The following is an 18353-nucleotide window of genomic DNA, read 5'->3' on the forward strand; positions in this document are numbered from 1 at the left end:
CAGGGAAAGGTCAGGCCGGGATGTCGCTGAGCGTGAGCCGCTTGCGGAACACCCAGTAGGTCCAGCCCTGGTAGATGAGCACGATCGGGGTGAACGCGACGGCGACCCAGGTCATCACGGTGAGTGTGTAGGGGGTGGACGACGCGTTGATCACGGTGAGGCTGTCGGCCGGGTCCAGCGAGGACGGCATCACGTTCGGGAACAGGGTGGTGAACAGGGCGGCGACCGCGAGCAGGATGGTGGCGCCGGTGGCCGTGAAGGCCCAGCCCTCCCGCCGGGCCCTGGTGAACCAGACCGCGCCGAGCAGCGCGACGGCGGCGAGCACGGACAGTGCGATGCCGAAGGCGTCGAGGTTGACGATGCCGGTCCAGAGCAGGAACGCGGCGGCGATCGGGACGGCGGCCAGTGACAGCCGGAAGGCGAGCCGGCCGGCCTCGGCCCGCATCGGCCCGTCCGTCTTGAGGGCCAGGAACACCGCACCGTGCAGGGTGAACAGGGTCAACGTCGTCAGACCACCGAGGATTGCGTACGGGTTGAGCAGGTTGAAGAAGCCGCCCACGTACTCGTGCTGGGCGTCGAGGGGCACGCCGCGCAGGATGTTGCCGAACGCCACGCCCCAGAGGATCGCCGGGATCAGGCTGCCCCAGAAGATGGCCAGGTCCCAGCCCTGTTTCCAGCGGGCCGAGTCACGTTTGCCGCGGTATTCGAAGGCGAGTCCGCGAACGATCAGCGCGACCAGGATCAGCAGCAGGGGGAGGAAGAAGCCGGAGAAGAGGGTGGCGTACCACTCGGGGAAGGCGGCGAAGGTGGCGCCGCCGGCGACCAGCACCCAGACCTCGTTGGCGTCCCAGACCGGGCCGATGGTGTTGATGGCGAGCCGGCGGGACCGCTCGTCGCGGCCGAGTACCGGCAGCAGGATGCCGACGCCGAAGTCGAAGCCCTCGAGGAGGAAGTAGCCGGCCCAGAGGACGCCGATCAGAATGAACCAGACGGTGGTGAGTTCCATGACTCCGGGTCCTCAGTAGGCGAACGCGAGTGGTTTGTCGGCGTCGTCGTTGTCCGCGGGTGGCGGGATGTCCGGCGCGCCGGCTTTGGCGTATTTGATGAACAGCCCGAATTCGATGACGGCGAGTACGCCGTAGAGGACGGTCAGCACGATCAGGCCGGTGGCGGCCTCGCCGGTGGAGACCGCGGGGGAGACCGAGTCCTCGGTTTTGAACAGGCCGAACACGGTCCACGGCTGGCGGCCCATCTCGGTGAAGATCCAGCCGAACGAGTTGGCCAGCAGCGGCATGGCGACGGTGCTGATCGAGGCGATCCACAGCCACCGGGATCTCGGGTTGCGGTCGCCGCGGGTGGTCCACAGCGCCACCGCCGCGATCGCCATGGCCAGGGCCCCGAAGCCGATCATCAGCCGGAACGACCAGTAGCTGATCGGCACGTTCGGCACGTAGTCGCCCGCGCCGTACGTCTGCACGTACTCCCGCTGAAGGTCGTTGATGCCTTCGACCTCGCCGGACGGCGACCCGGTGGCCATGAAGGAGAGCAGGGAGGGGATGCGCACCGAGTAGAGTTCCTCGGAGCCGTCCAGCGAGCCGATCGTGAAGATCGAGAAGGACGCGGACTCGGTGTTGTCGTAGAGGGCTTCGGCGGCGGCCATCTTCATCGGCTGCTGTTCGGTCATCACCCGGGCCTGGATGTCGCCGGTGATCATCACGCCGAGTCCGGCGATCAGCGCGACCCAGGCGCCGAGGCGCAGCGACGGCCGGAAGACCTCCTCCTGGTTGCCGCGCATCAGGTGCCAGGCGCTGACCGCGAGGAGCAGGGCGCCGGCGGTGAGGAAGCAGGCGGTGATGGTGTGCGGGAAGGTGACCAGGGTGGTGGAGTTGGTGAGGACGGCCCCGATGCTGGTGAGTTCGGCGCGTCCGTCGCCCATGGTCCAGCCGACCGGGTGCTGCATCCAGGAGTTGGCGGCGAGGATGAAGTAGGCGGACATCAGGGTGCCGGTCGCCGCGGTCCAGATGGTCGCGAGGTGCAGTTTCTGCGGCAGCTTGTCCCAGCCGAAGATCCACAGGCCCAGGAATGTCGACTCCAGGAAGAAGGCCAGCAGGCCCTCGATGGCCAGCGGCGCGCCGAAGATGTCACCGACGAACCGGGAGTACGCCGACCAGTTCATGCCGAACTGGAACTCCTGCACGATGCCGGTGACGACACCGATCGCGAAGTTGATCAGGAAGAGTTTGCCCCAGAATTTGGTGGCCCGGAGGTACTTCTCTTTTCCGGTTCGCACCCAGGCCGTCTGGATGCCCGCTACCAGGAAGGATAGACCGATCGTTATCGGAACGAAGATGTAGTGATACACGGTGGTGATGCCGAATTGCCACCGAGCGATATCGAGCGCTTCCACTGCGGTCCTTTCCCCAATGTCGATGCCCACTCTTGACCAGGCACTTCTCACGCGATCAGGGCCGAAAGTCCCGAGCCGTGGGAACGGACGGCAGGTTCACCCGGGGCTTTCAAGATCGCGGAGAACGGAAACATCGAGCGCGTAGCGTGTTTCCGTGGATCTGAACACCGTCACCGCAGTGATCAGCCCGGCCGCGCCCGGCGACTGGCGGCCCGGCGACGCCTGGCTGGGCGGGGGGACCGCGCTGTTCGGCGAGCCGCGCCCGGAGATCACCCGGCTGCTCGACCTGACGGCTGCCGGATGGCCCCCGCTCACCTTCCACGGCGACCACGTCGAGGTGGCCGCCACCTGCACGATCGCCCAGCTCGCCGCCGGGCTGGGGGAGCGGTTCCCGATCGTGCTGGAGTGCTGTCACGCGTTCCTGGCCTCGTTCAAGATCTGGAACGTGGCGACCGTCGGCGGGAACCTGTGCGCGTCGCTGCCGGCCGGGCCGATGATCTCGCTGAGCGTGGCGATGGCCGGGACGTGTGTGGTGGCCGGGCCGGACGGGTCGAGCCGTGAGGTGCCGGCCGCTGATTTCGTCACCGGTGAGGGACGGAACGTTCTGTCCGACGGAGAGCTCCTGCGCGCCGTCCGGCTGCCCATGGCCACGCTGAGTGCTCGTACCGCGTACCGGCGCGGGTCTCTGTTCCGTCATGGGCGCTCGGCGGTGCTGCTGATCGGCCGGGTGGAGCCGGACGGGGAGCTGTCGCTGACGGTCACCGCCGCGACGAAGAAGCCATATGTCGTGAAAAATGTGGACGGGCTGGATGACTGGGTGGACGACGTGCACGGCAGCCCCGCCTGGCGCCGGCACCTCACCCATCGCTACGCGGCCCAGATCAGGGCTGAACTGATGTCCTGACCAGCACTTCCGGCCGCACCCGGCGGCCGGCAGGAAGGCGTACCGCATGACCATCGAGATCAACGGAACACCGCACGACCGCACCCCGCGCCCCGGCCAGTGCCTGCGCACCTACCTGCGCGAGGAGGGCTGCTTCGGGGTCAAGAAGGGCTGCGACGCCGGCGACTGCGGGGCGTGCACGGTGCACGTGGACGGCGAACCGGTGCACTCCTGCGTCTACCCGGCGTTCCGGGCGCGCGGCCGCCGGGTCACCACCATCGAGGGCCTGGCCTCCGCCGACGGCGCACCGCATCCGGTCCAGCAGGGTTTCCTGGACGCACAGGGCTTCCAATGCGGATTCTGTACGGCCGGAATGATCATGACCACGGTTGCTCTGACCGAGGCCCAGAAGAGCGACCTGCCCCGCGCCCTCAAGGGCAACCTGTGCCGCTGCACCGGCTACCGCGCCATCCTCGACGCCGTCGAGGGCCGCCCCCGCGCCGGACGCGCACCCGGCTCCGCCGCCGTCGGGTCCAGCCTCGGGGCGCCCGCCGGGCCACAGATCGTCACCGGCGCCGCCCGCTACACCTTCGACGTCGACGTGCCCGGCCTGCTGCACCTCAAAGTGCTGCGGTCCCCGCACGCGCACGCCCGGATCGTGTCGATCGACGATTCCGCCGCCCTCGCCGTCCCCGGCGTGGAGGCGGTGCTCACCCACAAGGACGCGCCCGACCGGCTGTTCTCCACCGGGCAGCACGAGTCCGAGGCGGAGGACCCCTACGACACCCGGGTCCTGGACGAGGTGCTGCGGTTCACCGGCCAGCGCGTCGCCGCGGTGGTCGCGGTCTCCGAAGCGGCGGCCGAGGAGGGGGTGCGGCGACTGCGCGTGGAGTACGACGTACTCCCGGCGGTGGTCGATCCGGCCCTGGCCCTGCTGCCCGGCGCACCGCTCGTGCACGGCGACAAGGGGGTGGCGCAGGGCATCGCGCGGGCGTCGGCCAACGTGGTGGGGGAGCTGCACGCCACCCTCGGCGACGTCGAGGCCGGGTTCGCCGCCGCCGACGCCGTCTACGAGGCCACCTTCCGCACCCCCCGGGTGCAGCACGCGAGCCTGGAGACGCACGGGGCGGTGGGCTGGCTGGACGAGACCGGCCGGCTGGTCATCCGGTCCAGCACGCAGACACCGTTCCTGACCCGGCGGGCCGTCGCCCGGCTGTTCGGCCGCCCGCTGGACACCGTGCGGGTGGTCGCCGGCCGGGTCGGCGGCGGGTTCGGCGGCAAGCAGGAGATGCTGGTCGAGGACCTGGTCGCGCTCGCCGTGCTGCGGACCGGGCGGCCGGTGAAATGGGAGTACACCCGGGCCGAGCAGTTCACCGCGGCGACCACCCGCCACCCGTTCGTGATCACCGTCAAGGCGGGGGCGCGCCGGGACGGCGCGCTGACCGCGCTGCGACTGAACGTTCTGGTCAACACCGGCGCGTACGGCAATCATGGTCCCTCGGTCATGCACCACGGCTGTCACGAGACCCTCGCGGTGTACCGGTGCGCCAACATCCGGACCGACGCCTGCTCGGTCTACACGCACACCGTGCCGGCCGGCGCCTTCCGCGGCTACGGGCTCGGGCAGGTCACGTTCGCCGTCGAGCAGACCCTCGACGAGGTGGCCCGCATGATCGGGATGGATCCGGTCACCTTCCGGGAGATCAACGTGGTGCGGCCCGGTGACGACCTGACCGCCCCCGGCAGCCACGCGCCCGACCTCGGCATCGCCAGCTACGGCCTGGACCAGTGCCTGGACCGGATGCGCGCGGCCGCCGCCACCGCCGACGACGCGCCACCCGGCTGGCTGGTCGGTGAGGGCATGGCCATCGCGATGATCGCCGCCGGGCCGCCCGGCGGCCACTACGCCGACGCCAGCGTCACCCTGCGGGCCGACGGCCGGTACGAGCTGGCCGTCGGCACCGCCGAGTTCGGCAACGGCAGCACCACCGTGCACGCCCAGATCGTCGCCGACGAGCTGCGCACCACCGCCGACCGGATCGTGATCCGGCAGTCCGACACCGACGTGGTCCGCCACGACACCGGCGCGTTCGCCTCCACCGGTGTCGTGGTCGCCGGCAAGGCGGTGCTGCTGGCCGCCCGCTCGCTGCGCGCCCAGCTGCTGGCGCTGGCCGGGCACACCCCCGCCGAGGTGCACGCCCTGGACTCGCTGTCCCCGGCCGGCCTGCTGGCCCGGGCGGGCGGGCCGGTCACCGCGCACGGGCACTTCGACGGCACCCCCCGGTCGGTGGCGTTCAACGCCCAGTTCTTCCGGGTCGCCGTCGACCCCGGCACCGGTGAGGTGCGGATCCTGCGCTCGGTGCACAGCGCCGACGCGGGCGCCGTGATGAACCCGGCCCAGCTGCGCGGCCAGATCGAGGGCGGCGTCGCCCAGGCCCTCGGCGCCACCCTCGCCGAACACGTCGACGTCGACCCCTCCGGCACGGTGACGACCACCGCGTTCCGGCAGTACCACCTGCCCACGGTGGCCGACGTCCCCGACACCGAAGTCCACTTCGCGAGGACCACCGACGCGATCGGCCCGCTGGGCGCCAAGTCGATGAGCGAATCCCCGTACAACCCGGTCTCGCCGGCCCTGGGCAACGCGCTGCGGGACGCCATCGGCATCCGCCTGACCGACCTGCCCTACACCGCCGACCGGATCTGGCAGGCGATGAATATCGTGGAAGGATGATCACGAACAGCCGGGTGCTGTACGTCCTGGTGTGCGCGTCCGGGGCCGCCGGCGAGGTCGGCCGGCTGGTGGCCCTGGCCCAGGCCGACGGGTGGACCGTGCAGGTGGTGGCCACCCCGTCGGCGCTGGCCTTCATCGACTCCGACGCCCTGGCGGAGCAGACCGGCCGCCCGGTCCGCAGCCACTACCGGCTGCCCAGCGAACCGCGCCCACCCCGGCCGGACGCGGTGATCCTGGCCCCGGCCACCTACAACACGGTCAACAAGTTCGCCCTGGGCATCGCCGACACCTACGTGCTGGGCCTGCTCGCCGAGGCGCCCGGCCTGGGCATCCCGGTGGTGGTCCTGCCCTACGTCAACCGCGCCCTGGCCGCCCGCCTGCCGTTCCGCCGCAGCGTCGGCCAGCTGCGCGCGGAGGGCGTCACGGTCCTGTTCGGCCCCGGCCAGTGGGAACCCCACGACACCGCCGACGGCGCCGCCGCCCTGGCAGCCTTCCCCTGGTCCCTGGCCCTGCGGGCCCTGAAAGGCGATGAATAGGTCGATCGGATCAGTGCCGTATCCGTTCGGGCGGTATATTCGGGCTGGATTCGCGACCCCGCGGAACATCACCCATTCGGGATGCGGGCAGTTAATCGAAGTGGTGCCACGCTGTGACGTGGTTCCGCCCTTTACGGGTGACCCGAAGAAAAGATCAGTCATAAGGATGCGATTACGTTGGCCACAGACATCATGACCGCCGAGTCCCACTCCCGCCCGGGTGGCGAGGGCGGCAACTTCCGGTAGTCACGTTCCCCGGGATCGGCGTGCCTGGTCAGGCCGTCAACGTGGTGGTGGCCAGGCCGACGAGGAGCGCGGAGAGGAGCAGGGAGATCGTCAGCAGGAGCGGTGGTGACAGCGCCTCGGTGAAAAGGGTCGGCGCGGCCAGGAGTTCCCGGAAGACGCTGCTGCCTTCGCCGCCGGGATCCGGTGGATATCCGTCCGTCCCGGCCTGGTCCCTTTCCGGCGACTTTCGCATGTGGTCTCCGTCGTCAATGATCCGAATCGTTCATGCTGATCGATCGCGATGAACTCCACAAGCATGGGTCGCGGTCTTGTGAGATCACAATGGATACCGGCCGGTAACCCACTTCTGGCCTATTCGCTCGGGCCGTCATCCGCGCGGGTGACATGTCCAGGATAACCCTTTTGGCATGATGGACGGCCGGAGGGCTGTCAATCATGACGAAACCACGGCGCACGATCCTCAGGGCATTCCTCAACTACACCGTCGCGGTTGTCGGCAGTGCGGCCGGAGTCGCCCAGCTGGCGGGATTCTCCGGCGGTGTCGGCCGGTGGATCCTGACGGCCGTGGCCGTCTCGTGCCTGCTCTTCCTGGTCGTGCGGTTCACCCTTCTCTATTACGTACGCCGTGACGAGCAGCTGCAGGCCGAAGCCGACAAGGCCAACCAGCGGGCGGCGGCCATCGAGGTCGGCCATCAGCGGTATGTCAACGCGATCGACCGGATCATCGATCAGGAGGGTCTGATCTACCGGGAGAGCCTGGTCCTGACGGTCACGATCGGTGCCGACGACGCCGGCGACAAGATCGAGGAATGCCGGACGACCACGCCGGGTCCACGAGTGACACAACGGGCCATCCGCCCGATCGTGTCCGACGACGGCGATCGGTTCGTCAGGCTCGAGGAGATCGAGTTCGAGGCGAATCTCACCGGCAGTGCCGGCAGCATCACCGCGCTGCCCCTGACCCGTAACCACCAGCCGCGGGTCTGGCTGGTCTTCGATCCGGGACTCACCGCGCCGTTCGACTGGGTCGTCACCTATCGCCCCGCCGGGCTCTGGGCGCCGCTCCGGCGTCACGGATTCGACCACCTCGTCTGGACGGACCGGCTCCCCGCCGACAGCAACGGCGGCTCCGTGCTCAGTGACCTCCTGGTCAAGTTCGTGTTTCCCTACGCCGACGGCAAGCCCCCGCCGGTCGTCACCGAGTTGCGGAGTTTCGGCGAGTTCCAGCAGGCCCGTCCGCTGGACGGGAAGTCCGGATGGCTCGTCGAGTGGCGGGACCGGGAGCCGGCCGGGCGGCGCTACGAATGGCGTCTTGCCCAGACGCCGCGTATCGATGGCTCCGGTGCCGCGACCGCGATGCCCGCGGTGCCCGCGCAACGCCGTCGATTCTGGAGCAGGCTGATCAGGAACAGGTGATCCGGCTGGCGCAGCCCGGCCCGAGCGCGCCGGCGGTCGGCGGCCACCGGGACACCTCCTCGGCGAACGCCCGTCAGCGCGTTCGCGCCGCGAGCCAGGCCGCGACGCCGGAGACCGTGGGGTGGTCGAAGACGGCCCGGACCGGCAGGGGCACGCCCAGCTCGCCGCGGACCTCGGCGGCGATCCGGATGGCCAGCAGGGAGTGGCCGCCCAGGGCGAAGAAGTCGTCGCCCGGCGCGATCCGGTCCACCTCGAAGACCCGCTGCCAGATCGCGGTGAGGGCGGGTTCGAGCTGTTCGGGGGTCATGCGATCTCCTCGGTGTCGAAGTCGGTGCCGAAGTCGGTGTCGAAGTCGGTGTCGTCCAGTTCGGCGAACAGGGCGGCCAGCCGGTACCGGGACCGGGCGCAGACCGTCCGGGCCAGGCGGTGGCCGGGATCGCGGGCCAGGGTCACCGCCTGGCCGAACAGCTCGCCGGCGATCCGGCCGAGCAGGATCCGGGTGCGCTGGCCCCCGGGCCGCCGCGCGCAGTACCCGGCCAGCCGGGCCGCGTCCGCGTCCACCCGGCGCATGTCGGCCGAGCCCGAGCCGCCCGGCGGTGCGGCGGGCCACGGTGCGGCGGGTGACCAGTCGCGCAGGGCGGCCTCGGCGGACCACTTGTCCAGCATGGTGTCCACCCCGCCGGCCACCCGCAGGCCCCGGGCGTCGCGGAAGGCCCGCTCCACCGGGGACGGAACCGCGCCCCGGGCCGACTTGCTCGCCGCCGTCTCGTACCCCTCACCGCCGAGCATCGACAGGGTGTCGTCGACCGCCCGCCAGGCCGCCCGGGACATCACGTTCTTCGCCGCCTCCAGGTCGGGGCGCCGGTCGGTGCGGCCGTCGTGCACACACCACAGGTGCACACTCTCGATCAGATGGCCGTCCGCCTCGGTCTCGGTGACCTGGCGGGCCACCTCGGGATAGGTGGCGAGCGGCCGGCCGTCGATGTGCCGGCGGGCCGCGAACTCCCGCTGCCAGCCGAGCGCGGCCCGGGCGGTGGCCAGCGACGGGCCGCTGATCACCAGATGCCGGCCGAGCAGCGCCAGCAGGCCCAGGTCGGTCGCCGGATCGGGCACGCCGGGCTCGGCGGTGCCGTCCGGGCGCATCCGCCAGCCGTCGGACAGCTCCGGCATCAGCGCCCCGGCCGGCACCCGCACCCGGTCCAGGCGGATCATGCCGATCCGGGCGCCGTGCAGGCCCATGAACTCGTGGGTGTGCACCACCTCGAAACCGGGGGCGGCGGTGTCGGCGAAGAACAGCCGCACCTCGCCGTCCAGGGTGGCCGACACGTCCATCAGCCCGGCCACCGGCGCGTTGCCGATGAACACCTTGGTGCCGGTCAACTCGTAGGCGTCGTCCACGCGTACGGCAATCGTTGTCCGGGTTTGATTGGCGGTTCCGGTGGGTTCGGCGTCCGCGCCGCCGGAGAACAGGCCGGCCGCGACCCGGCCGGCGATCAGCTCCCGCAGCGGGCCGGGCGGCAGCGCGGTCAGGTAGACACCGGAACCGAAGCCGTTGTTGATGGCGATCGCGTAGGCCGCCGCCATCGACCAGCGGGCCGCCTCCTCCACCACCCGGCAGGCGGCCGCCCAGCTCAGGCCACCACCACCCAGCTCCGGGGTGATCATCAGGGTGAGCAGGCCGGCGTCGAGCAACGCCGGCAGCAGATCGTCGGGCAGCCCACCGGCGACCGGATCGACGTGCCGGCCGAGCACCTCGCGGGCCAGTGCGACCGCCGCGTCCCCGGCCGGGTCCGGCTCCGGGTCAGGGAAGGGCGTCAGGAGATTCCACGGTACGTGTCCGCGATAGATCATCGTGAGAACGCTCGGCGAGGTGCTGGAGGAGGTCATCGTCGCGCTCCCGGAAGTAGAAGTGGCCGCCCGGGAACAGCCGCACGTCGGCCCCGGCGGTGGTGTGCCGGTCCCAGGCGGCCAGCTGTTCGGGGGTCTCATGGTCGCCGGCGCCGCCGAGCACACTGACCGGGCAGTCCAGCGGCGGCCGCGGCGCGTAGCGGTAGGACGCCACGATGCCCAGGTCGGCCTGAAGCACCGGCAGGGTCATCTCCAGCAGCTCCGGATCGTCCTTGACGATGGCCGGCAGCGGGCCGTGATCCCGTTCGATCGCGGCCACCAGCGCGGCGCCGGCCAGCCCCGACAGGTCCGGTCCCGGGTCGTGCAGGTGCGGGGCGCGGTAGGCGGACGCGTACAACCGCAAGGGTTGTGGTCGTCCGGCGGCCCGCAGCGCGAGCGCCGTCTCGTAGGCGACCAGCGCGCCCAGGCTGTGCCCGAAGAACACGAACGGCGCCCGGAACTCCACGGCGGCCAGCAGCGCAGCCACCGCCGGGGCCATCCGGGTGAACGGGGCCTCGGTGTACCGGCCGCCGCGCCCGGGGAACTGCACGCCGTGCACCTCGACATCGGGCAGCGCGTCGGCCCAGCGCAGGTATTCGCCGGGGGTGCCGCCGCTGTGCGGGAACACGTACATCCGCAGCGGCGCCCGCGGGCGGGGACGGCGGCGCAGCAGCCAGGTCACCGGTCCTCCTCGAAGACGGCGGCCAGCGCGGCCGGGGTGCGGGCCTGGAAGACCGCGCGCACGCCGGCCGAGCGGCCGGTCCGGCCGTTGAGGACGGTCAGGATCCGGGTGGCGGTCAGCGAGTCCCCGCCGAGGGCGAAGAAGTCGTCGTCCGGGCCGATCTCCGGCAGGCCCAGCACGTCGGCGAACACCTCCGCCACCAGCCGGACCGTGGCCGGCACCGGCTCCGGCTCCGGATCAGTGGCCGGCCGCGGATCGGGGACCGGCCGCTGATCCAGGCGGAACCGGTCGCGGCGGAACGGATAGGTGGGCAGCGAGACCCGGCGGGCGTACGGCGGATCCGGCCAGTGGACGTCGACACCCGACTGCCAGAGCGCCCCGGTCGCCTCCAGGAAGGTGACCGCGCCCCCGGCGTCCTCAGCGGCGTGCGGCAGGCTCGGGATCACCGGCCGTGGCCGGGCGAAACCGCCGAGAGTACGCCCCGGCCCCACCTCCAGCAGGATGTGCTCACCGGACCCGAGCAGGGTGTCCAGCGCGCCGGCGAACCGCACCGTGTCCCGCAGATGCCCGGCCCAGTAGCCGCCGTCGACGGAAGAGACGAATTCGCCGGTACGGTCGGACACCCACGGAATCCGCGGCGGGTTCAGGGTGACGGTGGCGACGACGGCCGCGTAGTCGTCGAGGATGCCGTCGGCCAGCGCGGAGTGCGCGGCGGCGCTGATCCGCAGCGGCCGCACCCCGGCCCCACCGGCGGTCAGCCGCCGCCGCAGGCTCTCGATCGCGTCGGCGGGCCCGGTGACCACACACTGCCCCGGACTGTTGATCGCCGCGATCGACACCCGCCCGGCTTCACCCGCGTGGCCGCTTCCGGTCCGCTCGGCGCCGGCTTCACCCGCGTGGTCATTTCCGGTGCGATCCGCACCGGAAATGACCACGCGGGGTTCGGCCTCGCCGGACAGCCACGGCAACAGGTCCGCCTCGGGCAGGTCGACCGCCAGCATCGCGCCGTCCGGCAGGGTGTCCAGCAGGCGGCCCCGGGCCAGGACCAGGCGCATCGCGTCCGGCAGGGACATCACCCCGGCGGTGTGCGCCGCCGCGTACGCCCCGAGACTGTGCCCGAGCACCGCGGCCGGCCGGACACCCCGGGACTGCCACAGTTCGGCGAGGGCGTGCTGGACGGCGAACAGCACCGGCTGACAACCCGTCATGCTCCGCAGCCGGGCCTCGGCGAGTTCGCGGTCGGCGCCCGGATAGAGGACGTCGCGCAGGTCGTAGCCGAGTTCCGGCCCGGCCAGCTCGGCACATTCGTCGATCGCGGTGCGGAACACCGGCTCGGCGGCGTACAGGTCGGCGGCCATGCCGTGATGCTGCCCGCCCTGACCGGGGAACAGGAACGCCACCGCACGATCGTCCCCGGCCACCGCCCCGGCCGCCGACGGCAGCGCGCGGGCCGCCCCGGCCAGGTCACCGGCCACCACGAACGAGCGGTGCGCGAAGGCCCGCCGGCCGGTCCGCAGGGTGCCCGCCACGTCCCGCGGATCCAGGCCCGGCTCGGCCGTCAGACGGGCGGCCAGACGGGTGCGGGCGTCGGCCAGGGCCTCCGGGGTGCGGGCCGAGACGGGGAGGAGGTACGGGCCGGCGGGCCCCGGCCGTACCTCCGGTTCGGGGGCCTGTTCGACGACCACGTGCGCGTTGGTGCCGCCGAGACCCAGCGAGTTGACACCGGCCCGGCGCGGGTGCGGGCCGGGCGGCCAGGGGGCGCTCTCCGTGCGTACCGCGAACGGGCTCTGCGCCAACCCCAGCCCGGGATGGGCGTGCGTGAGATGGGCGACCGCGGGCAGCGTCAGGTGCCGCAGCGCGAGCAGCGCGGCGATCAGGCCGGTCACACCGGCCGCCGCGTCGGTGTGCCCGATCACCGACTTCACCGAGCCGAGCGTGGCGTCGCCGGAACCGAACGCCGCCGACAGCGCCCGCACCTCGATCGGATCACCCAGCGCGGTCGCCGTCCCGTGCGCCTCGACATAGCCGATCGACGCCGGCTCGACGTCCGCGACCAGGTGCGCGGCCCGGATCGCGGAACTCTGCCCGGCCACCCCGGGCGCGGTGAAACCCACCTTCGCGGCGCCGTCGTTGGTCACCGCCGAGCCCAGGATCACCCCGTGCACCCGGTCCCCATCGGCGAGCGCGTCGTCCAGCCGCTTCAGCGCGACCACACCCACCCCGTCACTGGAGACGGTGCCGGACCCGGCCGCGTCGAACGACCGGCAGAACCCGTCCCGGGACAGCACCCCGTCGTCGCCCGGATCGCCGTCCGGATGCGGCACCCGGACCGTCACCCCACCGGCCAGCGCCAGATCACAATCCCCGGCCAGCAGCGCCTGCACCGCCAGATGCACCGCCACCAGCGACGTCGAACAGGCCGTCTGCACGGTCACCGCGGGCCCGGTCAGATTCAGCTTGTACGCCACCCGGCTGGTCAGGAAGTCCATCCCGCTGCCCAGCCGCAACTGCCAGTCGGACACCCCCGGGAAAAGGTCCCGGTGCTCGCGCAGCCTCGCCAGATGATCGGTGTCGCCGCTGCCACCGAACACCCCGATCACGCCCGGGTACGTGTCCGGGACGCACGCCGCGTCCTCCAGCGCGCTCCAGGCGCACTCCAGGAACACCCGCTGCTGCGGATCGATCATCAGCGCCTCGCCCGGCGGATACCCGAAGAACCCGGCGTCGAACGCGTCGGCGTCCGGCATGATCCCGTACGCCGGGACCGGGTCACCGTCCTTCGCCGGGAACCGGGTCAGCAGATCGGTGCCGGAGCTGATCGCCTCCCACAACTGCTCCGGGCCCTCCGCGCCGGGGAACCGGCCCGCCATCCCGACCACGGCGATGTGCCCGTCACTCACGCGGTCACCTGCTCCGGCTCGTCGGCCTCCAGATCACGCAGTCCGCGCACCGGCGAGAACAGCGGCGGAACCAGCGACAGCACCACGATCACCGCGGCGATCCAGAACACCCCGCGCAGGCCGTACGAGCCGACCAGCAGACCACCCACCGCGGCGCCCACCGGAACCATGCCCCAGGACACGAACCGGAAGATCGAGTTGGTCCGCCCCAGCAGCGCCGGAGGCGTCACCACCTGCGTCAGCGTCATCTGCAGCACGTTGAAGATCACCGCGCCGGTGAACACCAGGAACAACCCGGCCGCGAACGTCACCGGCCCCGGCGACACCGGCAACACCACCGCACCCGCCGCGAACAGCACGATCGACACCAGGAACGCCGGGCCGGTGCCGATCCGCCCGGCCAGCGGCCCGGCCAGCACCGCGCCCAGCACCCCGCCACCGTTACCGATCGCGATCACCAGACCCGCCATGCCCGCCGACAGGCCCAGCTCGTCCACCGCGAACACCACCTGCAGCGCCAGCACCGCCGCGAACGCCAGGTCGGCGATCGCCGAACAGATCAGCAGCGGGCGCTGCACCGGGTGCCGGAACACGTACCGCATGCCGGCCAGGATGTCGCGCAGCAGCGCGGGCGGCTCCTCCGGCGGCTGCGGCGGGCGCTTCGGCTTCACCCCCAGCAGGAACAACGCCGACGCCAGATAGGTGAACGCGTCCACCAGGATCGCCATCGGCACACTGAAGAGCTGCACGATCAGGCCGCCCGCGCCCGGCCCGCCGACCTGCGCCACCGAGCGGGACAACTCCAGCTTCGAGTTCGCGTCGACCAGCTGCTCCTCGTCGACCAGCTCCGGCAGCGCGGACATCTGTGCCACGTCGAAGAAGAGCGTGCCCAGGCCGATGACGAAGGCGGCCGCGTACAGCAGCGGCATGCTCAGGAAGTCCAGCCCGGCCGCGACCGGCACCACCAGCAGGGCGGCGGCCCGCGCCAGGTCGGAGATCACCATCACCGGGCGGCGCGGCATGTGCTCGATCCACGCCCCGGCCGGCAGGCCGAGCAGCAGGACCGGGGCGAACTCCAGGGTGGCCAGCAGGCTGACCTCGAACGCCGAGGCGTCCAACAGCAGAAGGGCGGCCAGCGGGAACGCCAGCAGGGTGATCTGCGTGCCGATCAGGCTCACCGACTGGGCGAACCAGAGGTTACGGAAACTCGGCACCGGCCAGGCGCGGGTGGTCACGGCTTCTCCTTGGGCGTGCGGCGGTTCATCAGACGTGCACGACCGGCACGCAGCCGGTCTCTCTCCGTTCCGGGCTCCGGCCCGGCTCCTTCCGGCGCGGTTTCCGGTGCGAACAGGTGCGCGGCCAGTGCGGCCACGGTCGGATGCTCGAACAGGGTGACCATCGGGATGTCCCGGCCCAGCGCTTCCACCAGCCCGGCCCGCACGGTGACCGCGGTGAACGAGCTGCCGCCCAGGTCGAAGAAGCTGTCGTGCCGCCCGATCCGCTCGACACCGAGCGCGCTCCGCCAGATGCCGGCGACGTCCTGCTCGGCGCCGGGCCGGGGCGGATCGGTCACCGCGGCCGCCGTGGTCGCGGTGCGGGACTCCGGCCGGGGCAGCGCCGCCCGGTCGATCTTGCCCCCGGCGGTCACCGGGAGATCGTCAAGAACGGTCAGCGTCTCCGGGACCAGGTACAACGGCAGCCGCGCGGTCAGCCAGCCCCGAAGATCACCGGGAACCTCCCGCCTCTCGCGGCGGTGGGGGCCATCGGGGGTCTCCCGGCCTCCGCCGCCGTGGGTGACCACGAACCCGGCCAGCCGGTGACCGCCGCGGCCGTCCGGGAAGGCGGTCACCGCCGCGCGGCTCACCTCCGGGTGGGCGGCCAGCACCGCCTCCACCTCGCCCGGCTCCACCCGGTGGCCGCGGATCTTCAGCTGGCCGTCGCGGCGGCCGAGCAGTTCCAGGATTCCGCCGGGCAGCCAGCGGGCCAGGTCGCCGGTGCGGACCAGGCGGTCACCGGGCCGGCCGAACCGATCCGGTACGAACCGGGCCGCGCTCCGCTCCGGATCGCCGGGATGCCCGAGGGCCGGTGCGCTGCCACCGATGTGCAGTTCACCGGGCACCCCGGGGGGCACCGGCTCCCCGTGCCGCCCGAGCACCCGGGCCACCACACCGGGCAGCGGCCGGCCGATCGGCACCGCACCCTGTTCGGTACCGGTCACGTGGTGGACGGTGGCGGTGATGGTGGTCTCGGTCAGGCCGTACGCGTTGATCAACTCGATGCCCGGGAACCGCGCCCAGGCCGCCGTCTCGGCCACCGCCACCGGCTCACTGCCGATCACCGCCAGCCGCAACGTGGCCGGCCGCCCGGTGAGGGTGGCCCGCCAGGCCTGCCAGTAGCTGGACGGCAGATTGACGACGGTGACACCCTCGTCGTCCAGGAACCGGCTGAGTTCGGCGGGTGCGGGCGCCGGATCGGCCCGCAGGACCACACATCCACCGGTGGCGAGCGTCGGAAAGATCTCCTCAGCGGCCACGTCGAACGCCGGCCCGGCGAACTGCAGCACCCGGTCCGCCGGCCCGAGCCGGTAGACGGAGGAGACCGCCCGGGCATGCGCCCCCAGCGCCGCCCGCGACACCGCCACCGGTTTCGGGACGCCGGTGGACCCGGAGGTGAACAGCACGTAGGCGAGCCCGGCATCGTGCGGCTCACCCGTCACCTCGCCGTCACCGATCGGCGCCGGCGGGGTTCGCGGGCCGTCGAGCAGCAGGGTGGCTCGGGCCGTCGCGATCAGTGTGGCGATCCTCGGCGCCGGATGGTCGACGTCCAGCGGCAGGTAGGCGGCCCCGCATCGCAGCACACCGAGCAGCGCGGCGATCAGTTGCGGACCACGCGGTAGCCGGACCGCGACCAGCACGCCCGGCCCCGCTCCGGCCGCCCGCAGCCTCTCGGCGTATCCGGCGGCCAGCGCGTCGAGCCCGGCGTAAGTCAGGCTCACGCCACCGTGCCGTACGGCGACGGCGTCCGGGGTGGCGCCGGCCCGGCGTGCGAACGCCACCTCCACCGACGGCGCTTCCGCCGCGGCGGCCGGCCCGATCGGCTCCGCCCGCATCCGCCCGAGCGCGGTGTCGGTCCGCGGGTGCCGTTCGGCGTCGCCGGACCAGTCGTGCAGGACTGCCCGCCGTTCGGTGGGGCTGAGCACGGGCAGGGTGTGGACCGGGGTGTCCGGGGTGGTCACCGCGGCGGTGAGCAGGCGCCGGTAGCGGTCGGCGAAAGCGGTCACCGTGGACTCGTCGAACAGGGCCGGGCGGTAGGCGACGGTCAGCAGGAAGTCGTCGCCGCCGGGGGTTCGGCGGATCAGGTTGAGGTCCAGATCCACCTTGGCGGCCGACGGGACCACGTCGACCGGGGTGGCCACGAGGCCGGGGAAGCGGGGTTCGGCCAGCGGGGACGGCTCGTAGGTGAACAACGTCTGGTAGAGGGCGGTGCGGCCGGGGTCGCGGTGCGGGTCCAGCTCGGTGGCGAGCTGTTCGAACGGGACCGCCGGGAAGGTCAGCACGTCCAGGACGGCGTCCCGGACCCGCCGGACCAGGGTGCGGAAGGTGGGCTCGCCGGTCAGGTCGATCCGGACCGGCAGGGTGGCCGCGAACATGCCGATCATCGCGCTGGTCCCGGCCGTGGCGCGGGTGTTCACCGGGGTGCCGACGAGCAGGTCGTCCTGGCCGGTGTGCCGGGACAGCCAGACCCCGTAGGCGGCCAGCGTCACCACGAAACCGGTCACCCGCTCGCGACCGGCGAAATCGGTCACGGCCGTCATCACCTCGGCCGGCAGCACGGAGAGGTGGACGGCTCCGGTGGCGTCGCGGATCGCCGGGCGGGGGCGGTCGGTGGGCAACTCCAGCCGGGTCGGCGCGCCGGCGAGGGCCTCACGCCACCAGGGGAGTGCGCCGGGGTCGTCGTGGTGCGGCAGTTCGTGGAACTGGGCGGGCAGCGGGGGAGGGGCGGGTTCGCCCGCGTATCCGGCGGCCAGTTCGGCGAAGAGCAGATGCAGGGACGGCCCGTCGCTGACCAGCTGGTGCAGGACGACGGTGAGGACGTGCTCGTGCTCGCCGGTGCGCACCAGGCGGGCCCGGACCAGCGGCCCGCGCTCCACATCGAACGGCGCGTCCACCCAGGCGTCCGCTCCCGCACCGCCCGGCCGCGCCGAGGGGGAGGCCAAGCCCGGAGCCGGGCCGGGGCCGTCCGTCAGCGGCAGGTCGAACGGGGCCGGTGGGGTGACCCGGGGCACGCCGCCGGGGTAGGCGGTGCGCAGCACGCCGTGCCGGGCCAGGACCCGGGTGAACGCGGCGCGCAACGCCGGCACGTCCAGCGGGCCGGTCAGCCGGAACGCCACCGCGACGTTGTTGACGGCTGAGCCCGGGTGTAGCTCCCCGGCCAGCCAGATCGCCTGCTGTGTGCTGGTCAGGCCATTCCGGGAAATGGTGTCACGCATCGGCACCGCCATTCCTTGTATTGACGCACGGAAGATCGTTTACGACCGTCCACAAAGTTGTCAAAAGAACGGTCCGTAAATGCGTAATGGCCCGCAGGTTAAGAGTGAAAAATTGTCACCATCCACGTTGATCATCACGGTCAGGTTTGTTTAGCGTGAGCCGCGCCGCCCCA

The 18353-nt window shown here is 72.1% G+C and carries 13 protein-coding genes; 4 read left to right on the forward strand and 9 right to left on the reverse strand.

What is annotated here, in order from left to right; all coding sequences use genetic code 11:
- Positions 1-10 precede the first annotated feature (10 nt).
- The gene (cydB, locus tag ACQ0O7_RS35170; RefSeq protein WP_430788836.1) at positions 11-1006 is read right to left on the reverse strand and encodes a cytochrome d ubiquinol oxidase subunit II; all 996 of its coding nucleotides are present in this window, start codon (positions 1004-1006) and stop codon (positions 11-13) included.
- Positions 1007-1018: 12 nt separating this feature from the next.
- Entirely contained in the window at positions 1019-2407 is a 1389-nt protein-coding gene (locus ACQ0O7_RS35175) for a cytochrome ubiquinol oxidase subunit I (RefSeq protein WP_430788838.1), read from the reverse strand.
- A gap of 154 nt (positions 2408-2561) precedes the next feature.
- Between ACQ0O7_RS35175 and ACQ0O7_RS35180 the strand changes: the two genes are divergently transcribed.
- The 3 genes from ACQ0O7_RS35180 to ACQ0O7_RS35190 are packed head-to-tail and all read left to right on the forward strand — an operon-like array spanning position 2562 to position 6560.
- Entirely contained in the window at positions 2562-3311 is a 750-nt protein-coding gene (locus ACQ0O7_RS35180) for an FAD binding domain-containing protein (protein ID WP_430788840.1), read from the forward strand.
- Positions 3312-3357: 46 nt separating this feature from the next.
- Positions 3358-6024, forward strand: coding sequence for a molybdopterin-dependent oxidoreductase (locus ACQ0O7_RS35185; protein ID WP_430788842.1), 2667 nt, complete (start codon positions 3358-3360; stop codon positions 6022-6024).
- Positions 6021-6560: a flavoprotein gene (locus ACQ0O7_RS35190; protein ID WP_430788844.1), complete on the forward strand. Its 540-nt coding sequence runs from the start codon at positions 6021-6023 to the stop codon at positions 6558-6560. The genes ACQ0O7_RS35185 and ACQ0O7_RS35190 overlap by 4 nt, the downstream gene beginning before the upstream one ends.
- A 274-nt stretch (positions 6561-6834) precedes the next feature.
- Here ACQ0O7_RS35190 and ACQ0O7_RS35195 read toward each other — a convergent pair whose 3' ends face one another.
- Positions 6835-7038, reverse strand: coding sequence for a hypothetical protein (locus ACQ0O7_RS35195; protein WP_430788846.1), 204 nt, complete (start codon positions 7036-7038; stop codon positions 6835-6837).
- A gap of 203 nt (positions 7039-7241) precedes the next feature.
- On the opposite strand from ACQ0O7_RS35195, the gene ACQ0O7_RS35200 reads away from it, so the two are divergent.
- On the forward strand, positions 7242-8222 hold the full coding sequence (locus tag ACQ0O7_RS35200; RefSeq protein ID WP_430788848.1) for a hypothetical protein: 981 nt from the start codon (positions 7242-7244) through the stop codon (positions 8220-8222).
- Positions 8223-8295: 73 nt separating this feature from the next.
- On the opposite strand, the gene ACQ0O7_RS35205 is transcribed toward ACQ0O7_RS35200, so the two are convergent.
- From ACQ0O7_RS35205 to ACQ0O7_RS35230, 6 genes are read right to left on the reverse strand one after another with little or no spacing between them, the layout of a single operon-like run.
- The gene (locus tag ACQ0O7_RS35205) at positions 8296-8529 is read right to left on the reverse strand and encodes an acyl carrier protein (protein WP_430788850.1); all 234 of its coding nucleotides are present in this window, start codon (positions 8527-8529) and stop codon (positions 8296-8298) included.
- On the reverse strand, positions 8526-10073 hold the full coding sequence (locus tag ACQ0O7_RS35210) for an acyl-CoA dehydrogenase family protein (protein ID WP_430788852.1): 1548 nt from the start codon (positions 10071-10073) through the stop codon (positions 8526-8528). Before ACQ0O7_RS35210 ends, ACQ0O7_RS35205 begins: the two co-directional genes overlap by 4 nt.
- On the reverse strand, positions 10024-10791 hold the full coding sequence (locus tag ACQ0O7_RS35215; RefSeq protein ID WP_430788854.1) for a thioesterase II family protein: 768 nt from the start codon (positions 10789-10791) through the stop codon (positions 10024-10026). The genes ACQ0O7_RS35210 and ACQ0O7_RS35215 overlap by 50 nt, the downstream gene beginning before the upstream one ends.
- Entirely contained in the window at positions 10788-13691 is a 2904-nt protein-coding gene (locus ACQ0O7_RS35220; RefSeq protein ID WP_430788856.1) for a type I polyketide synthase, read from the reverse strand. Before ACQ0O7_RS35220 ends, ACQ0O7_RS35215 begins: the two co-directional genes overlap by 4 nt.
- Positions 13688-14926 (reverse strand): MFS transporter, encoded by a 1239-nt coding sequence (locus tag ACQ0O7_RS35225; RefSeq protein ID WP_430788858.1) that lies wholly within the window; start codon positions 14924-14926, stop codon positions 13688-13690. The genes ACQ0O7_RS35220 and ACQ0O7_RS35225 overlap by 4 nt, the downstream gene beginning before the upstream one ends.
- Positions 14923-18180: a non-ribosomal peptide synthetase gene (locus ACQ0O7_RS35230; protein WP_430788860.1), complete on the reverse strand. Its 3258-nt coding sequence runs from the start codon at positions 18178-18180 to the stop codon at positions 14923-14925. The genes ACQ0O7_RS35225 and ACQ0O7_RS35230 overlap by 4 nt, the downstream gene beginning before the upstream one ends.
- Positions 18181-18353: the final 173 nt, after the last annotated feature.

The sequence above is a fragment of the Actinoplanes sp. G11-F43 genome (assembly GCF_050589265.1).
Taxonomy (GTDB): domain Bacteria; phylum Actinomycetota; class Actinomycetes; order Mycobacteriales; family Micromonosporaceae; genus Actinoplanes.

Bases quoted from the DNA above. Each gene is read 5' to 3' on its own strand.
- cydB (WP_430788836.1), bottom strand. From the start codon at position 1,006: ATGGAACTCACCACCGTCTGGTTCATTCTGATCGGCGTCCTCTGGGCC.
- ACQ0O7_RS35185 (WP_430788842.1), top strand. From the start codon at position 3,358: ATGACCATCGAGATCAACGGAACACCGCACGACCGCACCCCGCGCCCC.
- ACQ0O7_RS35190 (WP_430788844.1), top strand. From the start codon at position 6,021: ATGATCACGAACAGCCGGGTGCTGTACGTCCTGGTGTGCGCGTCCGGG.
- ACQ0O7_RS35195 (WP_430788846.1), bottom strand. From the start codon at position 7,038: ATGCGAAAGTCGCCGGAAAGGGACCAGGCCGGGACGGACGGATATCCA.
- ACQ0O7_RS35200 (WP_430788848.1), top strand. From the start codon at position 7,242: ATGACGAAACCACGGCGCACGATCCTCAGGGCATTCCTCAACTACACC.
- ACQ0O7_RS35205 (WP_430788850.1), bottom strand. From the start codon at position 8,529: ATGACCCCCGAACAGCTCGAACCCGCCCTCACCGCGATCTGGCAGCGG.
- ACQ0O7_RS35210 (WP_430788852.1), bottom strand. From the start codon at position 10,073: ATGATCTATCGCGGACACGTACCGTGGAATCTCCTGACGCCCTTCCCT.
- ACQ0O7_RS35230 (WP_430788860.1), bottom strand. From the start codon at position 18,180: ATGCGTGACACCATTTCCCGGAATGGCCTGACCAGCACACAGCAGGCG.